At 62.7% G+C, this 23,417-nt stretch carries 23 protein-coding genes; 11 read left to right on the plus strand and 12 right to left on the minus strand.

Going from position 1 to position 23,417, the window contains the following annotated elements:
* Nucleotides 1–25: 25 nt before the first annotated feature.
* On the minus strand, nucleotides 26–484 hold the full coding sequence (locus BKA23_RS16705) for a hypothetical protein (protein ID WP_145230622.1): 459 nt from the start codon (nucleotides 482–484) through the stop codon (nucleotides 26–28).
* Nucleotides 485–1,118: 634 nt separating this feature from the next.
* Between BKA23_RS16705 and BKA23_RS16710 the strand changes: the two genes are divergently transcribed.
* Nucleotides 1,119–2,015 carry a hypothetical protein gene (locus BKA23_RS16710; RefSeq protein ID WP_145230624.1) on the plus strand — a complete coding sequence of 299 codons (897 nt, stop codon included), beginning with the start codon at nucleotides 1,119–1,121 and terminating at the stop codon, nucleotides 2,013–2,015.
* Nucleotides 2,016–2,170: 155 nt separating this feature from the next.
* On the plus strand, nucleotides 2,171–2,884 hold the full coding sequence (locus BKA23_RS16715) for a TIGR02391 family protein (protein ID WP_170226662.1): 714 nt from the start codon (nucleotides 2,171–2,173) through the stop codon (nucleotides 2,882–2,884).
* A 237-nt stretch (nucleotides 2,885–3,121) separates the two neighbouring features.
* On the opposite strand, the gene BKA23_RS16720 is transcribed toward BKA23_RS16715, so the two are convergent.
* Together BKA23_RS16720 and BKA23_RS16725 are read right to left on the minus strand one after the other, a co-directional pair.
* Nucleotides 3,122–4,465 (minus strand): hypothetical protein, encoded by a 1,344-nt coding sequence (locus BKA23_RS16720; protein ID WP_145230628.1) that lies wholly within the window; start codon nucleotides 4,463–4,465, stop codon nucleotides 3,122–3,124.
* Between the two features lie 137 nt (nucleotides 4,466–4,602).
* A complete protein-coding gene (locus BKA23_RS16725; RefSeq protein ID WP_145230630.1) occupies nucleotides 4,603–4,926 on the minus strand; it encodes a hypothetical protein in 324 nt (107 codons plus the stop codon).
* 193 nt (nucleotides 4,927–5,119) lie between these two features.
* Here BKA23_RS16725 and BKA23_RS16730 point away from each other — a divergent pair, with 193 nt between their 5' ends.
* Nucleotides 5,120–8,587, plus strand: a complete 3,468-nt coding sequence (locus BKA23_RS16730; protein ID WP_145230632.1) for a tetratricopeptide repeat protein — start codon at nucleotides 5,120–5,122, stop codon at nucleotides 8,585–8,587.
* A 90-nt stretch (nucleotides 8,588–8,677) separates the two neighbouring features.
* Here the strand turns inward: BKA23_RS16730 and BKA23_RS16735 are convergent, their stop codons facing one another.
* Nucleotides 8,678–9,931, minus strand: a complete 1,254-nt coding sequence (locus BKA23_RS16735) for an OmpA family protein (RefSeq protein ID WP_145230634.1) — start codon at nucleotides 9,929–9,931, stop codon at nucleotides 8,678–8,680.
* A gap of 91 nt (nucleotides 9,932–10,022) precedes the next feature.
* Nucleotides 10,023–10,229, minus strand: a complete 207-nt coding sequence (locus tag BKA23_RS16740) for a hypothetical protein (RefSeq protein ID WP_145230636.1) — start codon at nucleotides 10,227–10,229, stop codon at nucleotides 10,023–10,025.
* Nucleotides 10,230–10,584: 355 nt separating this feature from the next.
* On the opposite strand from BKA23_RS16740, the gene BKA23_RS16745 reads away from it, so the two are divergent.
* Complete coding sequence (locus BKA23_RS16745; protein ID WP_170226663.1) at nucleotides 10,585–10,908, plus strand: tetratricopeptide repeat protein; 324 nt, start codon at nucleotides 10,585–10,587, stop codon at nucleotides 10,906–10,908.
* 128 nt (nucleotides 10,909–11,036) lie between these two features.
* Here BKA23_RS16745 and BKA23_RS16750 read toward each other — a convergent pair whose 3' ends face one another.
* The 3 genes from BKA23_RS16750 to BKA23_RS16760 are packed head-to-tail and all read right to left on the minus strand — an operon-like array spanning nucleotide 11,037 to nucleotide 12,324.
* The gene (locus BKA23_RS16750) at nucleotides 11,037–11,843 is read right to left on the minus strand and encodes a Fic/DOC family protein (RefSeq protein ID WP_145230640.1); all 807 of its coding nucleotides are present in this window, start codon (nucleotides 11,841–11,843) and stop codon (nucleotides 11,037–11,039) included.
* Nucleotides 11,840–12,046, minus strand: a complete 207-nt coding sequence (locus BKA23_RS16755; protein ID WP_145230642.1) for an antitoxin VbhA family protein — start codon at nucleotides 12,044–12,046, stop codon at nucleotides 11,840–11,842. The genes BKA23_RS16750 and BKA23_RS16755 overlap by 4 nt, the downstream gene beginning before the upstream one ends.
* On the minus strand, nucleotides 12,046–12,324 hold the full coding sequence (locus BKA23_RS16760) for a ribbon-helix-helix protein, CopG family (RefSeq protein ID WP_211841778.1): 279 nt from the start codon (nucleotides 12,322–12,324) through the stop codon (nucleotides 12,046–12,048). The genes BKA23_RS16755 and BKA23_RS16760 overlap by 1 nt, the downstream gene beginning before the upstream one ends.
* Nucleotides 12,325–12,525: 201 nt before the next feature.
* Between BKA23_RS16760 and BKA23_RS16765 the strand changes: the two genes are divergently transcribed.
* Nucleotides 12,526–13,203 (plus strand): hypothetical protein, encoded by a 678-nt coding sequence (locus BKA23_RS16765; RefSeq protein ID WP_145230646.1) that lies wholly within the window; start codon nucleotides 12,526–12,528, stop codon nucleotides 13,201–13,203.
* Here BKA23_RS16765 and BKA23_RS16770 read toward each other — a convergent pair.
* Nucleotides 13,184–13,495, minus strand: coding sequence for a hypothetical protein (locus BKA23_RS16770; RefSeq protein ID WP_145230648.1), 312 nt, complete (start codon nucleotides 13,493–13,495; stop codon nucleotides 13,184–13,186). The two genes, BKA23_RS16765 and BKA23_RS16770, sit on opposite strands and share 20 nt — an antisense overlap.
* Nucleotides 13,496–13,553: 58 nt before the next feature.
* Between BKA23_RS16770 and BKA23_RS16775 the strand changes: the two genes are divergently transcribed.
* Nucleotides 13,554–13,976 carry an N-acetyltransferase gene (locus tag BKA23_RS16775; protein WP_145230650.1) on the plus strand — a complete coding sequence of 141 codons (423 nt, stop codon included), beginning with the start codon at nucleotides 13,554–13,556 and terminating at the stop codon, nucleotides 13,974–13,976.
* Between the two features lie 923 nt (nucleotides 13,977–14,899).
* Here the strand turns inward: BKA23_RS16775 and glf are convergent.
* Nucleotides 14,900–16,183, minus strand: a complete 1,284-nt coding sequence (gene glf, locus BKA23_RS16780) for a UDP-galactopyranose mutase (protein WP_425473786.1) — start codon at nucleotides 16,181–16,183, stop codon at nucleotides 14,900–14,902.
* Nucleotides 16,184–16,445: 262 nt separating this feature from the next.
* Nucleotides 16,446–16,565, minus strand: coding sequence for a helix-turn-helix domain-containing protein (locus tag BKA23_RS16785; RefSeq protein WP_145230655.1), 120 nt, complete (start codon nucleotides 16,563–16,565; stop codon nucleotides 16,446–16,448).
* Nucleotides 16,566–16,664: 99 nt separating this feature from the next.
* On the opposite strand from BKA23_RS16785, the gene BKA23_RS16790 reads away from it, so the two are divergent.
* The 5 genes from BKA23_RS16790 (at nucleotide 16,665) to BKA23_RS16810 (ending at nucleotide 21,936) form a co-directional block, all read left to right on the plus strand.
* Nucleotides 16,665–17,306 (plus strand): HAD family hydrolase, encoded by a 642-nt coding sequence (locus tag BKA23_RS16790; RefSeq protein ID WP_145230656.1) that lies wholly within the window; start codon nucleotides 16,665–16,667, stop codon nucleotides 17,304–17,306.
* 633 nt (nucleotides 17,307–17,939) lie between these two features.
* Nucleotides 17,940–18,926 carry a hypothetical protein gene (locus BKA23_RS16795; RefSeq protein ID WP_145230658.1) on the plus strand — a complete coding sequence of 329 codons (987 nt, stop codon included), beginning with the start codon at nucleotides 17,940–17,942 and terminating at the stop codon, nucleotides 18,924–18,926.
* An 85-nt stretch (nucleotides 18,927–19,011) separates the two neighbouring features.
* Nucleotides 19,012–20,067 carry a hypothetical protein gene (locus BKA23_RS16800; RefSeq protein ID WP_145230660.1) on the plus strand — a complete coding sequence of 352 codons (1,056 nt, stop codon included), beginning with the start codon at nucleotides 19,012–19,014 and terminating at the stop codon, nucleotides 20,065–20,067.
* Nucleotides 20,064–20,294: an acyl carrier protein gene (locus BKA23_RS16805; protein WP_145230662.1), complete on the plus strand. Its 231-nt coding sequence runs from the start codon at nucleotides 20,064–20,066 to the stop codon at nucleotides 20,292–20,294. Before BKA23_RS16800 ends, BKA23_RS16805 begins: the two co-directional genes overlap by 4 nt.
* Nucleotides 20,295–20,400: 106 nt before the next feature.
* Nucleotides 20,401–21,936 carry an AMP-binding protein gene (locus BKA23_RS16810; protein ID WP_145230664.1) on the plus strand — a complete coding sequence of 512 codons (1,536 nt, stop codon included), beginning with the start codon at nucleotides 20,401–20,403 and terminating at the stop codon, nucleotides 21,934–21,936.
* A 100-nt stretch (nucleotides 21,937–22,036) separates the two neighbouring features.
* On the opposite strand, the gene BKA23_RS16815 is transcribed toward BKA23_RS16810, so the two are convergent.
* A complete protein-coding gene (locus tag BKA23_RS16815) occupies nucleotides 22,037–22,846 on the minus strand; it encodes a thioesterase domain-containing protein (protein WP_145230666.1) in 810 nt (269 codons plus the stop codon).
* Between the last annotated feature and the right edge of the window lie 571 nt (nucleotides 22,847–23,417).

Here is a 23,417-nt window from a genome sequence, read left to right on the forward strand (position 1 = left end):
CCGCGTTGCGGCACCGCCTTAATGATCACTCAAAGACCCTGTCAGCATCCTGCTCGTCGCCGGGAAACGCTTCACCAAAAGACCCATCCGGTAGCCGACCCATGATCGACACCAACTGCATCAACCGATCCGTCACCACATCCGCCGCAGCCTGGATCTGTGGCCAGTGAACCTCGCCCGTCGCGTTCGCAACCTTCGCGGCCTGATTCAAATTCGATCCGGCCAAACCGATCATCCGCAGTGCCGCTTCCATCTCCAACTGGATCGACGCCAACTCCTGCGCCTGCACCACACCGCCAGCGAAAAGGGCACGCTCATACAACCGGGGGACAGAGATACCCGCCACGTGCGCCATCGACTGCACCCGCGCCCACTCCGCGGCGGTGTGCTTGATCACCGTGCGGTGCTCACGCCGACCATCAGTGCGTCGTCGACGGAAAATGCCGTCACGACCACCGCTCTCCGGCGTCTCTTCTGCAGCCATCACGTACCTCCACACCGTCCGCCCGTTGAGGGCGGCTGGTTGTCTGGTTCACACCCTGTCCGTTCCAGTGTCGCGCGTGCTTCATCCAGCGCGACACCACCAGGGTGCCCCAGGATCGAGACCAGGCGCAAGCCCGATCCACCCCGAAGGGGCACCCTAACCTTTATCTTGCTCCCGCCGAGCTTCTTCCTACTACGAGGCGGGAGCATCGGCAGCTGATACAACCACTGCCAACCAAGAGGGGGTTTGTGTGCTTACCGGCTGTCTAAAGTTGCCTCGTGCAGTGCGCAGTGCAGCAGATACGATCCAGCGCATGGGAGCCATCAGAGAACACGCCGAACAACTCCTCGCCGGACGACTCGCAGCCATCGACGATCTCGAAACCAACACCGCCGTCATCAAAGACCTCAAACAGCAACTGAAAGACGCTGAAACACGCCAAGCGACTGCATGGTCTGCTGCAATACAGGCCGGGTGGACCTCGCACGAGCTCGACAAACTCGACCTCGCACAGCCACCCATTCGCCGTGGAGGACGACCAAAAGGTTCACGCGCTCGGCGGTCGACTCTGAGCGCCACAGCGGCAGACCACGCGACCCAAAACACACCATCCCCGGCGTCCCCGTGACATTCGATGTCATCTTCCCGAGCCGAACTGAGCACCACCCTCAATGACGCCACCAACGCAGAACTCACCGAACTGTCTGAGCACAAGAGCCGCTGGCTACCAGGATCTGACGTCGCCGTCGCTTTAGAAGCTGAAACCGACCCGACACTGCGCAACGCGCGGCGAGAGCTCGCACTGACCGCGGTCAGCGTCCATCTTGTAGCACTTCAACACCTCAGCGGCTTGGCTGCGATGCTCGCCATCGACGGAATGCTCTACCCCTGCGCCACCGCGGCCCGCGTCACGCTCGAAACCGACGCGCTCTGCTACTACCTACTCGACCCCAACATCACCGGCGTAGAAGCGTTCCGACGTTACGCCAACACGTACCTAATCAGCGGCATGGAACAGCTACGCATCGCCCACCGCGACGACGATGGACATCGTCGAGCAGCCACCATCGAACAACTTGAAACCAACGCAGCAACGCTGCTTCACACCGCCACCACCTACGGCCTCACAGCGCACCCATCCCCGCAGGATCTCCGCACGCCCGCCACAGTCGGCAAGGGTCAACCCTCGTCCACCAACCTCGTGAAAGATCTCCCCAGCGGGGAACGGCTTCTGCGCAACATCTACAGCATCCTGTCCGGTGTAGCCCACGGAAAAATGTTCGCCCTCAGCCAATTCATCACCAACGCAGCACCAGCCACCGACACAGAGTTCGCCACCGCCGACATCGCAATCTCACCCGAACGAGAAGCCCTGATGTACGCAACCACAGTCATCGCCCACCACGACTCCAGCCACCGACTGCGCACAGCCTTCGGCTGGGCTGCCTCCAACACACACCCAGAAAATGCGATGAAAACCTGCATGCGCACTTGGGCCACGATCGCTGGTGTCCCCACAGACCTTCCTTGACGCATGCCGTCGGGAGACATCGAATGGCCGGCAGGACCGGACCGCGACAAGAACTCTCCCTCTTGTGCGCGAGCGACATTACGCCGCCAGTTTCCATACGTGTGCGCACGATTAAGCGCCGGCACAGCCAGGACGGTGGCAGGTACTTTGACCGAATGGACATCGCCTGGGCGACCGAAAAACTGGAACAGTACCTACACCTTTGTGGTGAGCTTGACCTTCACCAGGAACGGGCCGGCTATGACTGGGATGACGTCTGCTCTCGTCTGAACAAGCAGGCCGAACTCCTCCTACCAACGGTCGAGAAAATCGTTCGAGTCTCGTACCCGAAGGCACCTCACCCGCTCATGCCACCGGGCTACACCAGCACCAACAGTCAGCAATGGGTTCGCCGAGCGCTAGGTGCTCTCAGGGATACAGCCGAGACTGAGGTACATCTACGCCCCTCAGCTCCTTCACTTTTCGCTGACAGTCTCCATGGACGGATCTGGGCCGCCGCTGCACCGGTGTGGGACACGGGGGAGTTCGGTGCCGCGCTGCAGCAGGCGTCGATCACGCTTTCGGCCTACATCCGGGCGAAGGCATCATCCACTTTGCGTGACCGCAAACTCGTCGCGCAAGTCTTCTCCCCAGACCCTCCCAAGCTCGACGCTGCTCGACTTCACTTTCCGGGCGACTCAACAGACGAGGGGTGGCAAGCCCGCCAACAGGGCCTGCACCTGATTGCACAGGGCGCGTTCGCGGGAATCCGCAATATCGCCGCTCACGAAGACGTGGACGTGAGCGAGCACGAAGCACTTGAGCAACTGGCTGTCCTGTCCTTGATCGCACGATGGACAGACATGACGGAACTTCGCACGAGAATTTGATTGATGCCCCGGCGTGCCGTCCGTCTTAATCTGACCGTGCCCGGTTGGTCACCATCCTGGAGTAAATGGATGCCGGAGACGGCATGCATTTTCAGGAAAGCGCGGGTCCAAGCCTCAGCCCGTTGGAAGAGGGGCAACTGCCGGCCGCTGCTGCTGCTGAGCCGAAGCTCATGTGCCCCTGGGACGGGTCTTGTCCGGCGCCCGTTGCTCGGGCGCCGGACAGACGACGGGTGGTGCTCAGGGCTGGGTCAGGAGGGTGAACAGGTCGGGCTCGTGCGTGCCCGGCTGCAGGTGCTGGTGGTGTGCGGTGAGTTCCTGGGCCTGGCGGGTTGCCACGTCGAGCCCGTCGTTGTTGAGGGCGGGATCCGGCAGCCCGGTGGGGTTGCCGTGGTAGGAGCGGGCGAGCTTGATGGCCTTGTCGTGGGTGCTGGCGGTGATCATGTCGTTGGCCTTGATGGTGGTTTCGCTGATGAGCCGGTGCAGCTTGGCGATCAGGACACCGGCCTGTTCGACCTTGGCCTGGCGGGCGTTGGTCAGTCCGTCCAGGGCCAGCTGCCGTCCGCGGATGGTGGCCGACAGGTGCTGGACCTGGTCGGTCTGGGTGGATCCGTTGTCGTACTCGGCGCGGTAGTTCAGGTAGCAGGTGAACCCGATCAGTGCACCGAACATCCCGGCCAGGGTGTACGTCAGGTACGGGTTGCCCTTGGCCAGCAGGGCTTCGGAGATGACGCGGGTGGCCATCACTGCAGTGGCCAAGGCCACGACCACGGTCGTGGCGACCAGTTCTGCACGGACGGTGCGCGAGGCACCACCGGCAGCGATGGTCCCGTCAGCGCTCTTGTAGTTGCGGTGCCGGGCGCCCATGCGGTGCATGACGGTCGCCAGCAGCACGGTGCCCATGACCGCGAACACGAGGGCGGTGATGGCCAGGATGTTGGTCTGGGTGTCGTAGCCGATCAGGCGCAGGTTCACGTTCAGCAAGCCGACCATCGCCAGGGTGAACACCGGCAGATCCAACGCCATCAGGGCGTAGGAGGTCCGCTTCTTGTAGGGCTTGATGTTGTGCTTGACCGCGCCGTCACGCGACTCGTTCTCGATCGCCTCACGGATCATGTTGTGCTCGTGCTGGGCTTCAGCGGGGGTGTACTGCTGCCCGCGGGGACCGGCCACCGGAGACGCCTGCAGGACCTCGATCGCCCGGTCGATCTGGTTGATCTCCGCCAGCAAGGCCTTGATGTCGTTGATCCGCTTCTCGATCGGCCCGCGGACCTGCTGGGTGATGAAGACCTGCGCCTTGTGGGTGATCGCGTCCCGCTGGGTCTGTTCCCGCATGGTCAACGACTCACCCTCGCCAGCACCCGGGTGACGGTGGGCCTCGGCGACCATGCCGTGGGTGCCGATGATCTTGGTCAACGGCATCGGACCCAAACCGATCAGCGACGTCATCGTGTCCTTCAACGGGATGTCACGCCCGGCAGCTTCAGCGACCGGGTGCACCGTCGCGGTCGGCGCCGGCGCCTCGGTGGCGACCTGTGCCGGGACGGTGGTGACCGTCCCGGTGGTGGTGTGGTTGGTGTTCATTTCAGTGCTCCTACTTTCTTCAGAGGTGTTACAGGTGGTGGTGACCGGGGGCGGTCACGGGTGCAAGTGAGCGCTCGAACAGGTCGAGGTTGAAGAACTCGTTCGGTTCGTTCGAAGCCTCCGCTGTCACGGGCAGGTCAGGGCTTGCGCAGCTTCTTGCTGGTGCGCTTGTCCAGCCCGGTGGTCGGGTTGTAAGTCTTGGTGGTCTCGCGGCGGATCTTGCGGGCCTGTTCCTCGACCATCACCCGGCTGTACTTCTGGTGGTTCTTGATCACGTTCGGCAACTGCTGACTCGGCATCGGTACCCCGCTGACCGTGGTCATCAACCCGACCGCGGCGCCGAGGCGACCTGCCCTGCCCTTGAAGTCCTTCAAACCCATGACGTGCTCCCTTGTGTGGTGGTGACCGGGGGTGGTCACGGGTGCAAGTGAGCGCTCGAACAGGGCAGGATCGAAGAACACGTTCGGTTCGTTCGGTACCGCTCAGCGGGTGCGACCGGGCACGAGAGGACCTAGGGCTTTATTGCGGTGCGATGGGCCGGTCGCAATAAAGAAACGACCATGGCCGTACGAGCAGACCCGGTGGCAGGCTGTGACCGTGAACGATGCACAAGGACGCACCCCAGGACCAGAACAACCCCAAAACAGTGCCGGGGTGGATCCACAGTTCGCTGTTCGGTCCTGGTTACAAGCAACAGCCGACGCGGCCGCGGCACAAACAACCGGCCTGGCACCGTTCGTGGCGTTGTCGGATCTGATCTCCAGGAAGGTCCCGACCCGGTACCGGGACGCCGCCAACGACCCCGGAGTGTCCGCCGCGCAGCGCAACAACCTGATGAATCTGGCGCAACTGCTGGAAGACGCCACCGAGAACTGGCGAAAAAAAGGCAGCGAAGGAGCTCAACTACGCGGGTGGGCAAGCCCCACCCGCGGGTTTCCCCAAAAACCGGACCAGCACGTAGTGAAGGCGTTGACCCTGGTCATCACCAAGAAACTGAAGGTGCAACCGCCCCACGACGTGGGCGAATGGACCGACTTCCCCGCCTTGATCAAGGCGTTGCAAGCCGCAACCGGACCCCAGCAACAAGCCCGCACCACCGCACGCCAGCAAGCAGCCGCTACCCAGAAATGGGAAAAACTCGGCGGCCTGTCCCTGTTCCGTGTCCCGTCAGCACAGGAACTCCTCACCCAAGCACACCGACTAGGCCTGGGGTCCTGGCTGCTGGACGGCGGCATCCCCTCCTACGTGACCCGCCACCAAGACCAGCCTTTGACCGACGCCATCCAGGCCGTGCTCACCAACGGGAACGGACTCGTCACCGTGCTCGGCCCACCCAAAGCAGGTAAAACCCGCTCCCTGGTCCACACCCTGGCCGCCCACACCCCCGACACACCCGTGTGGTGGATCAACACCGCACCGAAAGTCATCGGTGACCTAGCTGACCTCATCGAAAAAATCGCCGCCGGTAACGGCGGGAACACCGCCGCCGCGGACGCCCTCACCGGCGCAATCGTGATCCTGGACGACCTCGGCCGATGCGGCGCCAACCCCACCGACGGCGTAACCGAACAAGCACTCACCCGCATCACCCGCCACGTCCCGGTCATATGCACCCTGCACGAAGCAACCCTCGCCGGATGGAAACGCGAAACCGTCGACCACACCGAACCCGGACCAGAACTAGACCGCACCACCCGCATCGGCGCCAGCCCCGAACTCATCACCCTGCTCACCACCACCGCCATCACCTACCACCCCGTCTTCAGCACCGACGAATACGCCGCCGCGCTCCACGTATGGCACACCGCCACCACCCCACCCACCAACGACGACACCACCGGTGAACCCACCCGTCCTACCGGTACCGGTGGGGAACCCGGGGTGCCACCAGTGGGACTAGAACGATTCGCTGAATACCTCGCCGCAGTCGAACCCCTCCACGCCCGCGCCACCACCGCCACCCACCACGGCGGGATCCCCGCAGCCCTCATCGCCGCAGCCATCGACGCCACAATCCTCTACCCCGCCGGCACCGACCCCGACCAACTCCAACAACTCACTCAATGGCACTACCAACACATCGCACCCACCAAACTCTGGCCCACCGACCCCACCCGCTTCCAAGAAGCACTCGACTGGGCCACCGACCCCATCAGCCCCGGATCACCCCACGCCATCATCACCCTCAACCCCACCCACACCGGATACCAACTCCTCGACGCCCTCACCCCACGACTCACCCCCACCAACCACACCCTCACCCACCTCCTACCCCACAGCCACACCCTCACCAATGACGCCTGCTTCAACGCCGGAAGCCACGCCCACCACACAGGAGACCTCGACACCGCCGCCACATGGTGGGAGAGTGCGGCCGCCCTCGGGAGCATTTCTGCGGCGAACAACCGTGGCGTCCTCGCCCAACAGGCCGGGGACCTCGACACCGCCACCACGTGGTTCGAACAAGCAGCCCACCATGGGCATGTTGTCGCGACGTATTACCGCGGAGTCCTGGCGTACCAGGCGGGCGACCTCGACACCGCCACCACGTGGTTCGAACAAGCAGCCCACCATGGGCATGTTGTCGCGACGTATTACCGCGGAGTCCTGGCGTACCAGGCGGGCGACCTCGACACCGCCACCACCTGGTACGAGAAAGCAGCCGAATACGGACACCCTGGTGCAATGTTGAACCGTGGTGTTCTCGCCGAAAAGGCAGGGAACCTCGAGACCGCCACCACCTGGTACGAACAAGCCGCCCAGTACGGCAACGACAACGCCATGAACAACCTCGGCCTCCTCGCCAAGAAAGCCGGAGACCTGCCCACCGCCACCACCTGGTACGAGAAAGCAGCCGAACACGGACACACCAACGCCATGAACAACCTCGGCGTCAACGCATACGAGGCGGGCGACACCGACACCGCCACCAAATGGTGGAAACAAGCCGCCCACCACGGGAACACCGACGCCATGAACAACCTCGGCGTCCTCGCCAAAAAGGCCGGCGACCTCGACACCGCCACCACATGGTTCGAACAAGCAGCCAACCACGGACAGGTCGACGCGATGCACAACCGCGGAAATCTCGCGAAGGACGCGGGGGACCTGCCCACCGCCACCATTTGGTACGAGCAAGCTGCCAAACACGGACACCCTGGTGCAATGTTCAGCCTCGCCGGCATCGCGTACCAGGCGGGCGACACCGACACCGCCACCACATGGTGGAAACAAGCCGCCACCCAAAACAACGCCGACGCCATGCACAACCTCGGCGCCCTCGCCCAAGACGCAGGAGACTTGGACACCGCCAAAACCTGGTTCGAACAAGCCGCCCAACACGGCAACACTGACGCCATGCACAACCTCGGCGCCCTCGCCCAAGACGCAGGAGACTTGGACACCGCCAAAACCTGGTTCGAACAAGCCGCCCAACACGGCAACACTGACGCCATGCACAACCTCGGCGCCCTCGCCCAAGACGCGGGAGACTTGGACACCGCTAAAGCTTGGTACGAACAAGCCGCCGAACACGGCAACACTGACGCCATGTGCAACCTGGGCGGCCTCGCCTACGAAACAGGAGACTTCGACACCGCCACTAATTGGTGGAAACAAGCCGCCCACCACGGCAACGCCGGCGCCATGTACATCCTCGGGGCCCTCGCCCAAGAGACCGGGGACTTCGACACCGCCAAAACCTGGTACGAACAAGCCGCCGACCGCGGACACGTCGACGCGATGGTCATGCTGGGGGTATTGCGCGGTGATCTGGAGGGCGCCACCACCTGGCTGGAGAAAGCCGCCGGGCAAGGCCAGGCCGTGGCCATGCACACCCTGGGCGTCCTCGCCTATAAGGCCGGGGACCTCGACACCGCCACCACCTGGTGGGAGAAAGCCGCCGCTCACGGCGATGCCGACGCCATCTACGACCTCGGCGCCCTCGCTGCCAACGCAGGGGACCTGGACACCGCCAAAACCTGGTGGGAGCAAGCAGCCGACCACGGACACGCTGATGCGATGAACGGGCTAGGGACACTGGCCCGAGACGCAGGAGACCTGAACACCGCTGAGATGTGGTTCGCCCGGGCGCGCGAGGCGGAAGAAGACTCGTCCGCGTAAACCGTGAAAGCTCCGGTATGACCCGAGCGAAGGTGCATACCCCTGGCCGGGGCATGCACCTTCGCTCGTGATCGCGGTGACTGATTTTGTCTACTGGGCGAGGGTGAGGTCGACGACGCGGTTGCGCTTGGCGAGGTTCTCGTCGTAGTGACCGGCGGGCATGTTGTTGACCGGCTGGTCGGTGATGTTGCCGTCCCCGGTCGCGGCGCCGATGGTGGAGGCCGGGGCGCCGAGCTGGGTGAGGCGGTTCAGGACCGCGGTGGCACGGGCCTGAGACAGGGTGATCCCGTTTCCTTCTCCCGGGACGGTCGCGGTGTGTCCGGTGGCGTTGATACGCATACCGGTGGGGCAGGTCTTGAGCATGGCCGCGATCGGCGCCAGCTGGGTATCGGCCGCAGCGGTCAACTGCGCCGAGCCCGGCGCGAACGCGGTGTCGGTGTTGATGGCGATCGTCGTGGCGACGCACGGAGTGCTCAGGTCCGGGAAGGTCACGACCGGGACGATGTTGGTGGCCGTCGTGGCGGTCGTCCCGACGGGCCCGTCGGTGATAGTGCAGGCGGCGCCGGTCTTGTGGCAGATACCCGACCACAGGGTGTCCAGTGCGGTCCGGGTCGCGGTGTCGGCGCTGGGCTGCTTCCCGCCAGGGTTGGCATAGCCGAGCCCGTTGATGCTGATCGTGTGACCCGTGCCGTTAGGGATGCCCGCGGGATCGATCCTGTTGATGAAGGTGGTCGGGTTGGTCTCCCATGCCCCGGCCTTGTCCAGGTCGGTGGGATTGATGGTGGAGATCCCGGAGGTGATCAGGTCAATGGTTCCGCCGGTGGGAGTGACCTGGATGGCCTGGTCGAGGACGCCCAGAGTGTCCAGGCCAGGGGTCGCCGCGCCAGCGTCCATGGCGCGCAGCAACGCCGGCAGCTTGGCGCTGATATCACGCGTTGCGGTCGTGGCGTTGGTTTCGACCTGGTCACCGCGCATCGGGGTCAAGTCGACCTTCACCGGCTGACGGCCCTGGACCACGACGGTCACGACGCCGTCGCCAGGATTCAAAGCATTCAGGGCGTGGGTGGTGACGGTCTTGATCAGCGCCGGACTCAGCGCGGGGGCCGGTTCGCTACTGGTGCCGGTAACCGCGATCGTCAGCGCCGGCGGGGACTTCGGCGCCGAGCATGCGGTCAAACCCGCGGCCGTCAGCACACTGCCGACCACGATCGCGAGGAACGCGGCGTAGCGCCGCGCCAGCCGACCCTTACCCATGACGGGGTGGGTGCCGGGAGAAGTCTTCACGACAGAAACGCTGGTGAAGGTGTCGGTGGGCTGAACGTTGGTGGTCTCATTGATGTTCACGATGATTCCTTTCGGGTTGATCCGTGACGTGGCCTCGACACCCGCGCTGGGAGCAGGGCCGAGGTCACGGCACTGGGATGTGGGTGGTGGGTCAGGCGAACTTGGTGTGGCAGTACCCGGCCCGCCGCAGCGCGGCGAGACCGTTACGGGAGCTGCGGTAGTCACTGGGGGTGCCCGCGATCACGGCCACGACCTGGCCGTTCTTAGTGACCTGGAAGTGACCGCGGCGGGTCCTGCGCACCGCGAATCCCTGTCCGTGCAGGTCGGTGATCAGTTCCCGAATCTCCTTCTTGCTCATCTGCGTGCTCCCTTGTGTGGTGGTGACCGGGGGTGGTCACGGGTGCAAGTGAGCGCTCGAACAGGGCAGGATCGAAGAACACGTTCGGTTCGTTCGGTACCGCTCAGCGGGTGCGACCGGGCACGAGAGGACCTAGGGCTTTATTGCGGTGCGATGGGCCGGTCGCAATAAAGAAACGACCATGGCCGTACGAGCAGACCCGGTGGCAGGCTGTGACCGTGAACGATGCACAAGGACGCACCCCAGGACCAGAACAACCCCAAAACAGTGCCGGGGTGGATCCACAGTTCGCTGTTCGGTCCTGGTTACAAGCAACAGCCGACGCGGCCGCGGCACAAACAACCGGCCTGGCGCCATGCACAACCTCGGCGTCCTCACCCACGAAGCAGGGGACCTGGACACCGCCACCGCCTGGTGGAAACAAGCCGCCCACCACGGCAACACCAGCGCCATGTACAACCTCGGCACCCTCGCCGAAAAGACCGGAGACCTCGGCACCCTCGCCGAAAAGACCGGAGACCTCGACACCGCCACCACCTGGTACCAACAAGCAGCCGAACACGGCGACGCCGACGCCATGCACAACCTCGGCACCCTCGCCCACAAAGCCGGAGACCTGGGGACTGCCGAGATGTGGTTCGCTCGGGCTCAGGACGCTCAAGATGGCTTGTCTACATAGCCTCTGAGGTTTGCGCTCTCACTAATACATGTGTTCCAAGGCTGTCATTAAGCGATCTACTGAATAAGAAGGAAATGGGCCTCGTTAGGGCATCAGAAACCAGCCGCAGCCACCCCGCATTGCCCGGATCACTTGCCACGTTTGCGAATGTGGTCCCTATCGTTGCCTTCCCAAGGTCCGGCTAGTCGTGGCTGCCACTGCGGTCGAGTCGACGACTCGTCGTTGATCGCGGCGGACGTGGAGCGAGAAAACCCGTGCGCGGACACCGACCGCGCACGCGCCGCCTGCGGTGAGACCTTCGACAGGTCGCTGGCCGCTGCACGGTTGTAGGGGAGTAGTTCGTCCGCATGGGCGCTGGTGAGGTGTTGCTGCAGCAACTCGGTCAGGGGAGTGGTGCGTGCGGTGACTGCCATCAGGCGCACCTCTCGCAGCTGGTCGACGGGGATCGCCGGCCAGTCGAAGCGGCGCCCGGTCGAGGCCGCTAACTTCTCCACGTACATCGTTTGGGATCGGGTGTTTCCGTCCCGGAATGGGTGGATCGCTGTCAGGGTGCCCCAGTGCTCGGCCAGCTGGTGGGCGAACTCCGGGTCGGGTAGTCCTTGCAGCTGCCCTTCCCGGTCGAGCTGGGTGAACAACTCCTGCAGTTGTTCACGGATGTACTCGGGGCGGCAGTAGGCGATCCCGGTGCCGGAGGCTTGCATGTTGACGTCCCGGATCTGCCCGGCCCATGACACCACTGGCCCCAGCAGCATTTGGTGGACGTGCGCCAAGTAGTCGAAGTCGAACCGGTCCGGTAGCTCCTCGCCACCGAGCACACCGATACCTGCGGAGGCGACGTCGTTCATCGCCTGGTCCAACCGGTCCGGGTCTTTGATGTTGAAAGTGTTGATCAGTACCCCACCGGACCCGGGGTAGGTGTACTTGTCGTCAATCATCCGTTCGCGTACTTGGCCGCGATCTGCTCCAACGCTTCCGCATACGACAACTCGCCCCGCAGAATCGCCTCGGTACGACCTAGGGCTTCCGCGTCGGGGAAGTGCCCCGCCAGCTGCTGCGACTTCTCCGCCAACGCCATCCACCGCTGCAACTCCGCACCAGACAACGTCTTGCGCTGTGCAGCACTGATATGTGTCGTCATCACTGACTCACCCCATCCTTGGCCATCCACGCCTGCACATACTCCGCGATCGCATCCCGCATCACCGACGACGCATCCCGACCCTGCGCAGCCGCCAACCGGTCCACCTCATCACTCAACACCCGCGGCAACCGCACCTGCCGCCGCGGCGACTGACCCGAACCACCCTCAGCCGGATCCAACCGCGGCCGCCCCGGCGACCCGGCACGCGCGACTCGAGCCCGCACCACCTGCTCGAACACCGCGCCAGGAGCTGCTGCAACTGTCTCGGACACCATCCCCATAATGTACTACAGAAACGCCCAAAAGAGGCCGGAGACCCCAGAATTTCAGCACTCTAACCGACTCTAGTAAATCGCCGATAATGCACCTTATGTCAAGTAGAACTTGTCGGACTGATTCCAAGCGTCAACTTTTACCTGTCACCATGGACTCATGATGCACCTCCCCCTCCTCCCTAGCAAGCACCGGTAGCACTAATGAGCTGGACCGATGACACAGGCCGCCACGAGGGCTACGTCGCAAAGGTGTTCGCCGACGGCAAGCTCGGTGGTGGTACTTACTCGACCGCCGGCTTGTCGGTCGACGACGACCCGGAGGGCCGCGCCGTGCTGGATGAGAACGGCGATCGGATCCAATGGCGGCCCGCGGCCGCCGTGGTCGCGTGGCGGGTCTGCTGTGACCACGTGCCAGCGCACGTACGCGATGAGGACCTGCGGGACTACTGGCAGACGCCCGAGACATGGATGTCACCGACCGTCTGGCGGCGGGTCTACTCCGCCGCCGAGGAAGACCTCGCCCAGGGGCGCATCTACGCATCGCTGGACGACGAGGGCAGTGTGTTCATCGACGACCGGGACGACCTATTCGAACTCATCCGCACAGAGTGGCGACAGCACATCGAACCCGAGGACCACGAGCGGTCCATCCGGGCCGCACTCGACGGCGTCACGAAAGCAAAACAGCTGCTCGACCTCGAAGTCGCGGCCGCGCGCGCCAGTGGCCTGTCTTGGGCCGAGATCGGCCGGGTCGCCGGCATCACTCGCCAAGCAGCCCGCGACCGCTGGGGCACTAGCCCAGCAAGTACCCACAGCGCGATTCCCGGCGACAGCACGGCTCGGCCGACGCGTGCCAGGATCACCGATCGTGAGCACTAACAACGACGACGAGCTGATGATCATGCTCGATGAGGACGATTACCTCGCCGAGGACCTGGTGCTGACCGTCACCTGCCGTGCCTCTCGTTTCGAGCGGCATGACACCCCGCTCCTGCGCTGGTTCACCGCACACCTGGCCACCGAAACCCGCGCAGAGGAGGACGGTGACGATCCGGTCGTGGCCGACGTTGCCGCTGCCGAGGTGGTGCTGGTCAGCCTCCAGGACGGTCTCGCGGCGGCGTTCTTGGAGGCCGACGGGATCGACGGTGACCTCGCCACTCCCCTGGAGCACCTACGCCACCGAGGCGACGACACCACCCTGGCCAGGGAACTCCCCTGGGATGAGCCACGTGCTGATCCTCGACCAGATCGTGGTGCCCGAGCAGCTCCGCGGCCGCGGCTACGGCACAACCATGATCCGCCAGATCGCCGCACACTTCGACTACCTCCTGCCGGCCGCCGTCGTGCTGGCATGGCCCTCCCCCACCAACCTCAACGACCTAGACCCCTTCACCACCCGAGCAGCTATGAGGCGGACGGAAACCGTGCTGAACAACGTGGGAATGCAGCGGCTGGACGATTCCCCCATCTGGTGCGCCACCCTGAGCGCCGCCGGCGGCGGCACGACCCGCACCCTAGGTGTCGATGCCGCGGCGCAGACGTTCCAGCGCTGTACGCGCGTCGTCTTCGCCCATGGTCGTCCCAACGGTGGTGGGTGGTCGATCCCCACCAATCTCATCAAGAACCTCGGGTTGCTCCACAAGTTCCGATAGGACGGGCTGCATCCGCTGGTTGCGCCGGTCGACCGCCTCGACCAACCGCCGGTAGGCATCCGTAGTAGCGGGTGTGAGGTTGCCGGTCATCGCGTCCAGGACATCGCCGTCGATATGCTGGCTTTGATGTGGCAGATCCTGTCCGCAGGTGCCCCACCGCACACTGACCCCGGCCGCGGTGACCTAGTGGTAGGCGTTGACGATGGCAGCAGTGTCGTTCAGTTCGTACATCCACAAGTCGACGGGAACGGCGGCAGCTCATCGACGTGCTCCCTCGGTGCGGGTTGTGGCGCGCAGGAGGCTGACGATGGCCTATGGACGTCGCCGACTGCACCGCGGGTGGTGGAGCTCCAGGTCGGGTCGTCCTGGTCGGCAGACCCGACGTAGAGTTCGGCCAGGGTCAGCGGTCGAACGCTGGTCGGGCGAGTAACAGCAGGGTCCGGCAGCGACTGCCCATTCGCCGTTGGGGCGGGTGCCTACGTAGGCGCATCCTTCTCCGACGCTCGTGTGAAAGGTGTCAGCCCTGGTGAGGATGCCGGGTCGCCGTCGAATCCGGCTCCTTCGCCGATGTATTCGCGCACGATCCGCCCTTGGGCGTCACGGTCCATGCTCCAGGCCAGCTAGGTTCCGGTGGTGGGGTGACAGGGGGGGGTGATTTGGCCGGTGTAGGTGAGGCCGGTGGGTTGGTTCAGTTCGTTAGTGACGGTGGTGGCGGTGATTTTGCCGGGCAAGTTCTGGGTGACCAGGGCTCCTGCTTCGTCGTAGGCGCCGGTGTACACCAGGTTTCCACCGGTCCCGGGACCGGTGACGGTGGTGACCAGGCCACGGCGTTGGGTGTTCCCGTCGGCGGCGGTGGCGTCACCGACTGGAGCGGATCGAGAGCGATCAACGCGGCGCCGATCCGGACCCGGCCGGCCTCGGTGTTATTCCTGCGCCAGCAGCGCTGGGATCCGGTCGCGGGCGCGGATGGCGCGCTGCATGATGTTGGCGGCGTCCAGCGCGTCGGCGATCGTGACGTCCATATCCAGGTAGCGGTACGTGCCCAGCCGTCCCGCAAACGTCACCCGGGGCTCCTGCCCGGCGGCGTCGAGGTACGTCTGGAGAAGTGACTTGTCCTGCGCCAGCCGGACCGGGTAATAGGGAATGTCGTCCTCGCCTGCCAGCCGGGAGAACTCCCGGAATGCCACGGTCTTGTCGTGCTGCTCCCATGGCGCGAAGTGTTTGTGCTCGGAGATCCGGGTGAACGGCACGTCGAGGTCGCCGTAATTCATGACCGCGCAGCCCTGCAGGTCGCCCTCCGCGCGAATCTCCTCGAAATCCAAGGTGCGGTAGCCGAGCCTGCCGAAGCGGTGCCCGAACCACGCGTCCAGCGGACCGGTCCAGATCGTGTGGTCGAACCGGTCATGCTGGTCCGGGTCGAACGGACTGCTCAGGTGCACCTCGATGCGGGGGTCATCCAGCATGCGCTCGACGATCGCGGTGTAACCCTCCCGTGGAATCGCCTGGTAGGGGTGAGCGAAGTATGAGTCCTCGTACGTGAAGCGCAGCGGCAGCCGCCGCAGCACCGAAGCCGGGATCTGCGTGGGCTCCAATCCCCACTGCTTGCGCGTGTATCCGAGGAAGAACGTCTCGTACAGTGGGCGGCCCATCATCGACAGCGCCTGCTCCTCGAAGTTGCGCGGGTCGGTGATCGAGGAGTCCGACTGCTCGCTGATAAAGTCTCTCGCCTGCTCCGGATCGAGGGTTCGCCCGAAGAGCTGGTTGATGGTCAGCAGGTTGACCGGCAGCGAGTAAACCTTCCCGCCGATGGTGCTGAATACCCGGTGGTTGTAGGGCTGCATCGTGCCGAAGTCATTGATGTACTTCCAGACACGTTCATTGCCGGTGTGGAAGATGTGTGGCCCGTACCGGTGCACCATGATGCCCGTGTCTGGGTCGCGCTCGGTGTGGCAGTTGCCTCCGACGTGGCCGCGGGACTCGTGCACGGTCACCTGATGCCCCGCCTGCGCAAGTTCTCGTGCCATAACGGCTCCGCTGAAGCCTGCTCCTGCGATACCGAACTGCATTCTCGCGCCGCTCCTCGTCGTCTGTGGATCTGCCACGCGATCCCGCGGTGGGTCGACCCCATCCGGTGGATATCGGATTGAGCGTACGGGGTCCAGACAGATCCCGAGTTCCCTCAGTTTCTCGCGGGGCATGGCATACATATAGGAGTACACAGCTTCGTGAGACACCACCCGAGCGTTCCCGCACCGGGACTGGGCGCCACACCCAACGGGTCATCCTGGCGGGCTTTGGCAGCGGGTCGGCCCGCGGATCTGCTGCGTTTCGGGTCCGTCAGCACCCGCTCTGTCAGGATCTCATCACCGGCGATCTTGCTGACCTGCGAGCGTGCCCGACGGCGCTCGGAGCGCACGTCCGCGGTGACCATCCGTAGCCCAACGTTCGGGTCGAGTTCCTGCGTATCTCTCAGTTGATCACCGACGGCGAACGACGCAGATGGCCCGCGATCGCCCGAATCGGCCACTCCGCCTTCAACCCCGTCGTGATCTCGATCCGATCGCCCGCCGTCACCATCCGCCGCTGCACCAGCCCATCCTGATCAACCCAGATCAGCCGCTGCCGACCAGCGCTATTGCGACAACGCAATGACTCCGCCACGCAACACAAGCCTGATATAACTGCGGCGTGCGTCAACTGGCCATGTTTGATCTGGATGACACCTTGGTGGATCACACCGGTGCAATCGATCGTGTGTTCATTGCTCTAGCAGAGGAGCGCTCGTGGGGGGCGGAGGGCCTGGCCTTCCTCAGGGCGGAGCAGGCGCGACCAGTCGACAACATCGAGTCCTTAAATCTCATCATCGAGAAGTACGGGACGGGCGAGACCCCTGACCAGCTTGCGGATCTATTGAACGATCGGGTACTTGACGCCTCGATAATGTTTGACGGCGTACTCACGGCTCTAGCTCGTCTCCGTGACGCAGGTTGGGCTCTGGCATTGGTTACCAACGGATACGAGGTGTCGCAACGGCGAAAGCTTCGGGACGGTCTGCTCGAACTGTTCGACACTCTGTGCTTCTCAGGGACGCAGGGCGTATGGAAACCCGATCCTAGGATCTTTGTCGCCGCGGCTGCAAACGCGGGCTTCCCTCCTGAGAGTGCTTGGGTAGTAGGCGATTCATGGGGGAACGACGTGGCTGGCGCGGCCGCGGTCGGGGCACGGTCGATCTGGGTTTCTCATGGACGGACGCCACCTACTAGCCCCTTCGCGGCCGACGTTATCGTTCCAACAGCTGTTGATGCCTGTGACTACCTCTGGAGCCTTTAGGCCGCTCCAACCACACAGTCTCGCTCGAAAGAAGTCTCTCTCGACCTGGCCGACAGCGCGCCACCTCGCGCACCGCCGGTTGAGTCCACTGCCAGACAAACTTCAGGCCGTCACCCGGCGCCACGGTTTCCTTCTCGTGTCGCCAGCGCTCGCTCCTTCCGCTGCGTCGTTCGAACCCTGCTCTCCCTATGCCCATACCCCCTGACTCTCGACCGCCGGCAGGCGGTCCTTTCACAAATTCAGGTGTGGAACAACCCACATCCGGCCCACCGAAACCGAGCTTCCTTGGGACGGTCATGAACTTCCTATGTACGTTCCGAGAACCCGCCCAAACGAGACCCGCACCCCCACAGTTGCGAGCCCTAGTCCTGGCGATTCACGAGCGTGGCGGATGTCGGCTCGATCCGGGCTAGTCGCCACTGGTCGCGCCGACGAGAGGCAGTGCGCGACGGGATTGACCCGCTCTGTCCGCGAGAGGGCTTGACAGCGCGACTGGCAGAAGTTGATGGGGATCTCGCACTCGAGGCGACGTCGTCACGGCGTGCTGATACGGGCGGCGCCATCAACGCTTGGAACACCAGTTCCGCGGAAGTGAAACCTAGCCCGATAAGCCCGGATACATATACTACGTAAGTGACCGCAGAGATCTTGACGACTGACTCGGCATCTGCGACAGACTCTCTGACACTTGCCGATGAAGAAGCGGTGTGTTCGCTCGACTCGAGGAATCAGTTCTCCACAATCCAGGTCGATGGTTCACTGGCGATAGTCACATCAAATAGGATCGAGGCGTTCAGCCCGAGCTACCGAACGCTCCTTGGCATTCCGGGCGAGTCAGGCAGACGCCTCTTCATCGGTGGGGGTTTCGCGCGGATGCGCCCTGCCCATCAGTTCGGCAGTCTCAGCGCCGCCAACCGCAGGAGCGCTCTCTCAAAGATGGTGAGACTCGCATTAGAACGGGCGCGAGACGAGGATCGCGTCGCGGTCGCCCCGTTCATCGCCACGGACGACCTTCCAGCATTTGTTGCTGCAGCAGACGGTCTCGACCTCGGCCTTGATGTCGTCAAGAGGGAGAGCTGGTGCTACCTGGAACTCACCGAGGCTTGTGACATGGAATCATTTGTCGCGTCCCGGGACCGTAAGGTGCGACAGACGTGGAACAGAGACATCAGGGACGCCGCAGAGCTCGGGTTCGAGTACGAGGTCGTCCCGTTCGATGAAGACGTGACCCACGAAGCCGCCCCCTTCATTTCCGAGGTGGTGTCGAATAACGGCTTCACAGAAACCCCTTCATTAACCGAGTGGAGAATGAATTCATATCGTAGGCGTCCTGGGGGCCACTTCTATCTCCGAATCTCGATCGATGGCACGCCTGTCGCATACACGGCATGTCGAAAGTGGTCTAATGTACTCGACGTACATACGGTTGGTGTCAAAAATGACTTACCGAGTCGGCGGGCTGCCTATCATTACGCTGGCTACGTTGCGCCGACCCTTATAGCTATCTCGATTGGTTCTGCGCGAGTGGATTTCGGGTACGCACACTCGGCACCGAAAATAGCGAGGGGATGTCAGCAGATTGAGCTGAACATGGTCCGGTTGGAGGGAATATTAAGCTGAATCCCATCGTCGCCGCCTTCCGCGTCGAGGGCCCTCGACCTGAGGGATTTAGCTCGTATCCGACACTTGCGTAACCGGAGGAAACGTGAATCTCAACTTCTCGCTAGCCAACTCGGTCGAAGATTTCAGTCGGAACAGTTTCGAATCGCTTGGCGGGACCGCGGCGGTAACGGACTGCTACGGACGACTGAAACAGATCGAGAAGGATCCGAGATGGCGCGTCGCCTATCTGGAGGGAAGTGCTAGCGGAGAGTTGGTATGTGCGACACCGCTCTTCGCCTGTCAAACCAGCCGCTGGCCGAACCCAGACTTATTCGAGGGGTCGAACCCGATCGCCACGGATACCTTAGTGGTGGGCAGTACGGCCGCGCACCGGACAACCCTCTACGTCGACCCCGAGCGCACCGATCCCCGCGCATACGCGCACCAGGTCTTTTCGTTCGTTAGAGATACTGATCGGACGACTGTTGCCTTCCCGTTTCAGGAGAGCGCCGCGGCCAGTTGGTTGAATTTCGCGTTCGAGTCCCGCATTACCTGGGTCGAGACAGAACCGACCGCGATGTACGAATCTCTCGACGCTCCGAATACGAAGCAGGTACGCAAGTACCTGCGCAGAGACAGCAGACTCCTTGACGACATGTCAATCGAGTACAGCGTCAATGACTGGCAGGACGTGGCGAGGCGGGCGAGCACGATGATCGCAGGACACGCTCGCGCTAAAGGGGGACGTGACGTCCCTGAGCTGGCTGAGTGGCGCTTCGATCAGTGGGCAAAATGCGAGGGAGTCCGTGTCGTTGTCTTCCAAAGCAAGAGTTTGGCAGCGGAGGCTGTGTCGGTCGGCCTCATCCACGGCTCGGCCCTCACTCTCTCCGAAGTCGGTCTCCCCGACCCCTCTGAGTGCGGTGAGGGCGAACGCCTTGCGCTATACGTAGCCGTCGTATCACAGGCGCCACAGGAGTTTGCTCGGCAGAACAGTTTGATCTCCATTGATGTCGGCCGCGGGGCGATTGATTTCAAAAAGCGTAGGGGAGCGACAGTCACGAGAACGTGGACAGGAATCGTGAGTCTGCCGGGCCTGACGACGCTCGAGTCTAACGACCAACGCACGACACAAAAGAAGGACGAGGTGAGAACTCGATGAGTTCGGGGAATGAAACGAACGACATCATCAGAGAAAAATGGTGTTCGATACTAGGTGTTGATTCGGCCGGGCCAGAGCAGAACTTCTTCGAGCAGGGTGGCGATTCGCTCTCAGCTGTAGAGTTTGTAAGCAGCCTCGCCGGAAGGTGTGGAATCGAGATTCCGTTAGATGTCATGTTCACCGACGGCACCCTCCAAGGAGTCCTGGATGCCGCCGCGACGAACTGACACCGACTCTGCTGCTGTCTGCCATGCATGTCTGTGAACGCAGCTACGTAGCCCGTTCCTCCCACACGGCAGCACCTGTGATCACGAGCCGAAGGAGTAGCAAAACATGTCAGGGTCAGAGGACTTGTGGGATATCTTCGAATCTAGCGTCGGCGCGTTCGGGGACGTCACGGCTTTAGATGCGGGCAATCGCACATGGAGTTACGGAACTCTGCACGACCAAGCCATTGCGGTCAGACAGCGGCTATGCGGATCGATCGGACTCCCGGCGGTGCTTGTCGTCTGGGGTCAGAATGGTGCGGACGCGATCGTCGCGTACTTGGTTGGGACGTCTATGGGCAGCACGATTGTCCCTATCGACGGTCAACTGCCGGTCGAGCGGGTCATGAGCATGTTGAGTGCACTCGGGGGCGGCGTAATCCTCACGGACCGCGAAAACGAACTGCGTGACCGAATCGATGGCCGATGGTCTATAGGCACCCTCGACGGGCGAATCGACCGGCTCGGTGCGAAGTCCCGCGCCGGCGAGGAACCTGACGCTGCCTACATATTATTTACCTCAGGCACTACTGGAGAACCGAAAGGTGTCCCGATCCTCGGCGAATCCGTACGTGCTTACGTAGACCACGTGCGCCCCATAGTCGGCATGATACCCGGCGATAGACATTCGCAAAATTTCTCTCTATCTTTCGACCTGTCGGTCCACGACATGTTTATCACGTGGGCCAGTGGTGCAACACTCGTTTTGCGCGAGGACCGATCCCATCTGCTGATCGACGTGTACATCCGCGATCGTCAGCTAACTCACTGGTTCTCGGTGCCATCGGCTTTAACATTCACAACGCATCGTGAACACGAGCCGCTGGACACGAACCTTCGCTGGGCGGGCTTCTGTGGCGAGGCGCTCACCTATGATCAAGTAGCCAGTGTGCGAGCCTGGTTTCCCAACAGTGAGATCGTCAACTTATACGGCCCGACGGAACTCACGATCGCATGCTCCGCTTACAAACTTCCTCCGCGGGTCGCGGATGAAGTTGCAACATCCAACGGAACCGTCCCCATCGGAAGGGTATTTCCACACCTCGAGTGGCGGACGGCGAAGGCAGAGCATGGCGACATGGACTTCCAAGAACTACTGCTTCGTGGTGTGCAGCGGTTCAAGGGATATGTTCAGCAGGAATCGAACGTGAAGGCTTTCCGTGCCGGAGACGATCGTACTCTGCTGGGACATGTGCGCGACGAAGATTGGTATAGGACCGGTGATGTCGTCGAGATCGCTGAGGGTGAGATGTTGATCCATCACGGTCGGTTGGACGATCAGGTAAAAGTGGCTGGGCACCGAATCGAGATTGCGGATGTGGAAGAGAACCTTCGGCGCATCGACGTCCTGGGAGGCGTCGCGGTCGTAGTGCTCAGAAGTCCTGAGGCGCGACTAGAGGGTATGGCGACGTTGTGCGCCTTCTACACTGCGCCGGACGTAGATGTCCGAATCGCGCGGCAGAGCTTGCAAGAGAGATTGCCTGCTTACATGATCCCCCATGATTTCAGACACGTGAAGTCGATCCCGCTAAACGCAAACGGTAAAATAGATCGAGCAGCTCTGGTCGCTGTGTGTGCCGAACCTGGGCATTCTGGCAATTGACTGTCGTGGCAGACGTCGAATTCGGCATCGGATTTAGTGCGTCCGCTCTGACTCTGCTTTTCCAGTGTACGTCAGGGTCCCGAGCGGACGCAATCTGCCATCAAACGGATGCTAGCTCGTTTTGCAGTGCCACGCGGAACGACTTAGTTCGATAGAGGAGCCCTGCCGCTCCCGGGAGAATTCGCACAGTCGCCCGGTCGTTATCCGTCAGACCCCATGTCTCCCGCAACGCAGTGGTCTGCAATTCGACCGACATGTTGCGTTGCTTAGAGCTGATCACACAGACGGGCATAGTGCTTGAGGTCGGAGGGGTATACACATTACCAGCGAGGGTCAGGTGAGCCCACCTCACAAAGTGGCCCTCAATTTCGTCCCGAGTGAGCGACCCCTCAATCGAGTCCGTCAGGCGAAGATAATCGGTCATTTCCACGAGTCCAGTACCGCGACCTAGGAGCTCGACTCGGTAGTCGATCTCGGCCAAGCGTTGAGTTGCGAGCTCGTCAGTCGAAGGGGCGTCAGCGCTAGTCTTCAACGGAAGTACATCTAAAAGACCAACAAATTCTACTTTATGGCCCGCGTCCTGAAGGATTGTTGCAAGCTCTAATGCGATCGCGGCACCTGCGCAATACCCGGCGATACGGTAGGGGCCGGCCGGCCGGCCAGACAGAACAAGATCGGCGTAACGAAGTGCGAGCTCGTTTGCGGTCGTGTCGGGTTCGACGACGTGCGCAGCTTGGATGCCCCAGATCGCGAACTCCTCGGGCTGCTCACAGTAACGACGCAGGAATGCCAGGTTGCCATGTGCAGAATGCACGCAGATGAGCGGTCTATCAGCTTCGTGTCGTTTCCCGCCTGCGATCTGGTAAATCGCAGCGCCCGTCGCCTCTTGCCTAAGCGGGTGTGCTTCCATGCTGGTATTCTAAGGGCTCCAGCACACTGGCCCCTCGTCGTACGTGCTCTTCCGCCGTAGCGGAGTCATTGCGTTGTCGCAATAGCGCTGGTCGGCAGCGGCTGATCTGGGTTGATCAGGATGGGCTGGTGCAGCGGCGGATGGTGACGGCGGGCGATCGGATCGAGATCACGACGGGGTTGAAGGCGGGGTGGCCGATTCGGGCGATCACCGCCCACCAGCCCTTCCTCGACGCCATCGCCGACGAGATCAACAAACTGCCCCTGGAACGCCTAGGCTGGCTCACATCTTGCAAGAATACAAACACTTCCTCGCTGGCAAGCCGCTCCCTGTTACTTCCACGCCTTGACACCGCTAAGCCACCTGCAAGTCTTCGCCACGTCGAATTCGCCGTCCCCATAATCAGAACCTGCTGCTGATCGGCGAGCGAGCGCTAGGCAGGGGCTAGTGGAGTCGGCGGCCGAACAATCGGTGCGCCTGTCGATCGGAACGCACACGCGCTCGTTGTCCAGCCGTCGACCGCAGCAAATTCCTACTCCGGCAGTCGCCTGAGCAGGAATCGGGCGCCAGT

Origin of the sequence: Rudaeicoccus suwonensis, assembly GCF_007829035.1 — a bacterium.
Taxonomy (GTDB): Bacteria; Actinomycetota; Actinomycetes; order Actinomycetales; family Dermatophilaceae; genus Rudaeicoccus; species Rudaeicoccus suwonensis.

What these genes read in the sequence shown, in the direction of transcription:
- BKA23_RS16705 (WP_145230622.1), bottom strand. Translation starts at nt 484, where the DNA reads ATGGCTGCAGAAGAGACGCCGGAGAGCGGTGGTCGTGACGGCATTTTC.
- BKA23_RS16710 (WP_145230624.1), top strand. Translation starts at nt 1,119, where the DNA reads ATGTCATCTTCCCGAGCCGAACTGAGCACCACCCTCAATGACGCCACC.
- BKA23_RS16715 (WP_170226662.1), top strand. Translation starts at nt 2,171, where the DNA reads ATGGACATCGCCTGGGCGACCGAAAAACTGGAACAGTACCTACACCTT.
- BKA23_RS16720 (WP_145230628.1), bottom strand. Translation starts at nt 4,465, where the DNA reads ATGAACACCAACCACACCACCACCGGGACGGTCACCACCGTCCCGGCA.
- BKA23_RS16740 (WP_145230636.1), bottom strand. Translation starts at nt 10,229, where the DNA reads ATGAGCAAGAAGGAGATTCGGGAACTGATCACCGACCTGCACGGACAG.
- BKA23_RS16745 (WP_170226663.1), top strand. Translation starts at nt 10,585, where the DNA reads ATGCACAACCTCGGCGTCCTCACCCACGAAGCAGGGGACCTGGACACC.
- BKA23_RS16750 (WP_145230640.1), bottom strand. Translation starts at nt 11,843, where the DNA reads ATGATTGACGACAAGTACACCTACCCCGGGTCCGGTGGGGTACTGATC.
- BKA23_RS16755 (WP_145230642.1), bottom strand. Translation starts at nt 12,046, where the DNA reads ATGACGACACATATCAGTGCTGCACAGCGCAAGACGTTGTCTGGTGCG.
- BKA23_RS16760 (WP_211841778.1), bottom strand. Translation starts at nt 12,324, where the DNA reads ATGGTGTCCGAGACAGTTGCAGCAGCTCCTGGCGCGGTGTTCGAGCAG.
- BKA23_RS16765 (WP_145230646.1), top strand. Translation starts at nt 12,526, where the DNA reads ATGAGCTGGACCGATGACACAGGCCGCCACGAGGGCTACGTCGCAAAG.
- glf (WP_425473786.1), bottom strand. Translation starts at nt 16,183, where the DNA reads ATGTATGCCATGCCCCGCGAGAAACTGAGGGAACTCGGGATCTGTCTG.
- BKA23_RS16805 (WP_145230662.1), top strand. Translation starts at nt 20,064, where the DNA reads ATGAGTTCGGGGAATGAAACGAACGACATCATCAGAGAAAAATGGTGT.
- BKA23_RS16810 (WP_145230664.1), top strand. Translation starts at nt 20,401, where the DNA reads ATGTCAGGGTCAGAGGACTTGTGGGATATCTTCGAATCTAGCGTCGGC.
- BKA23_RS16815 (WP_145230666.1), bottom strand. Translation starts at nt 22,846, where the DNA reads ATGGAAGCACACCCGCTTAGGCAAGAGGCGACGGGCGCTGCGATTTAC.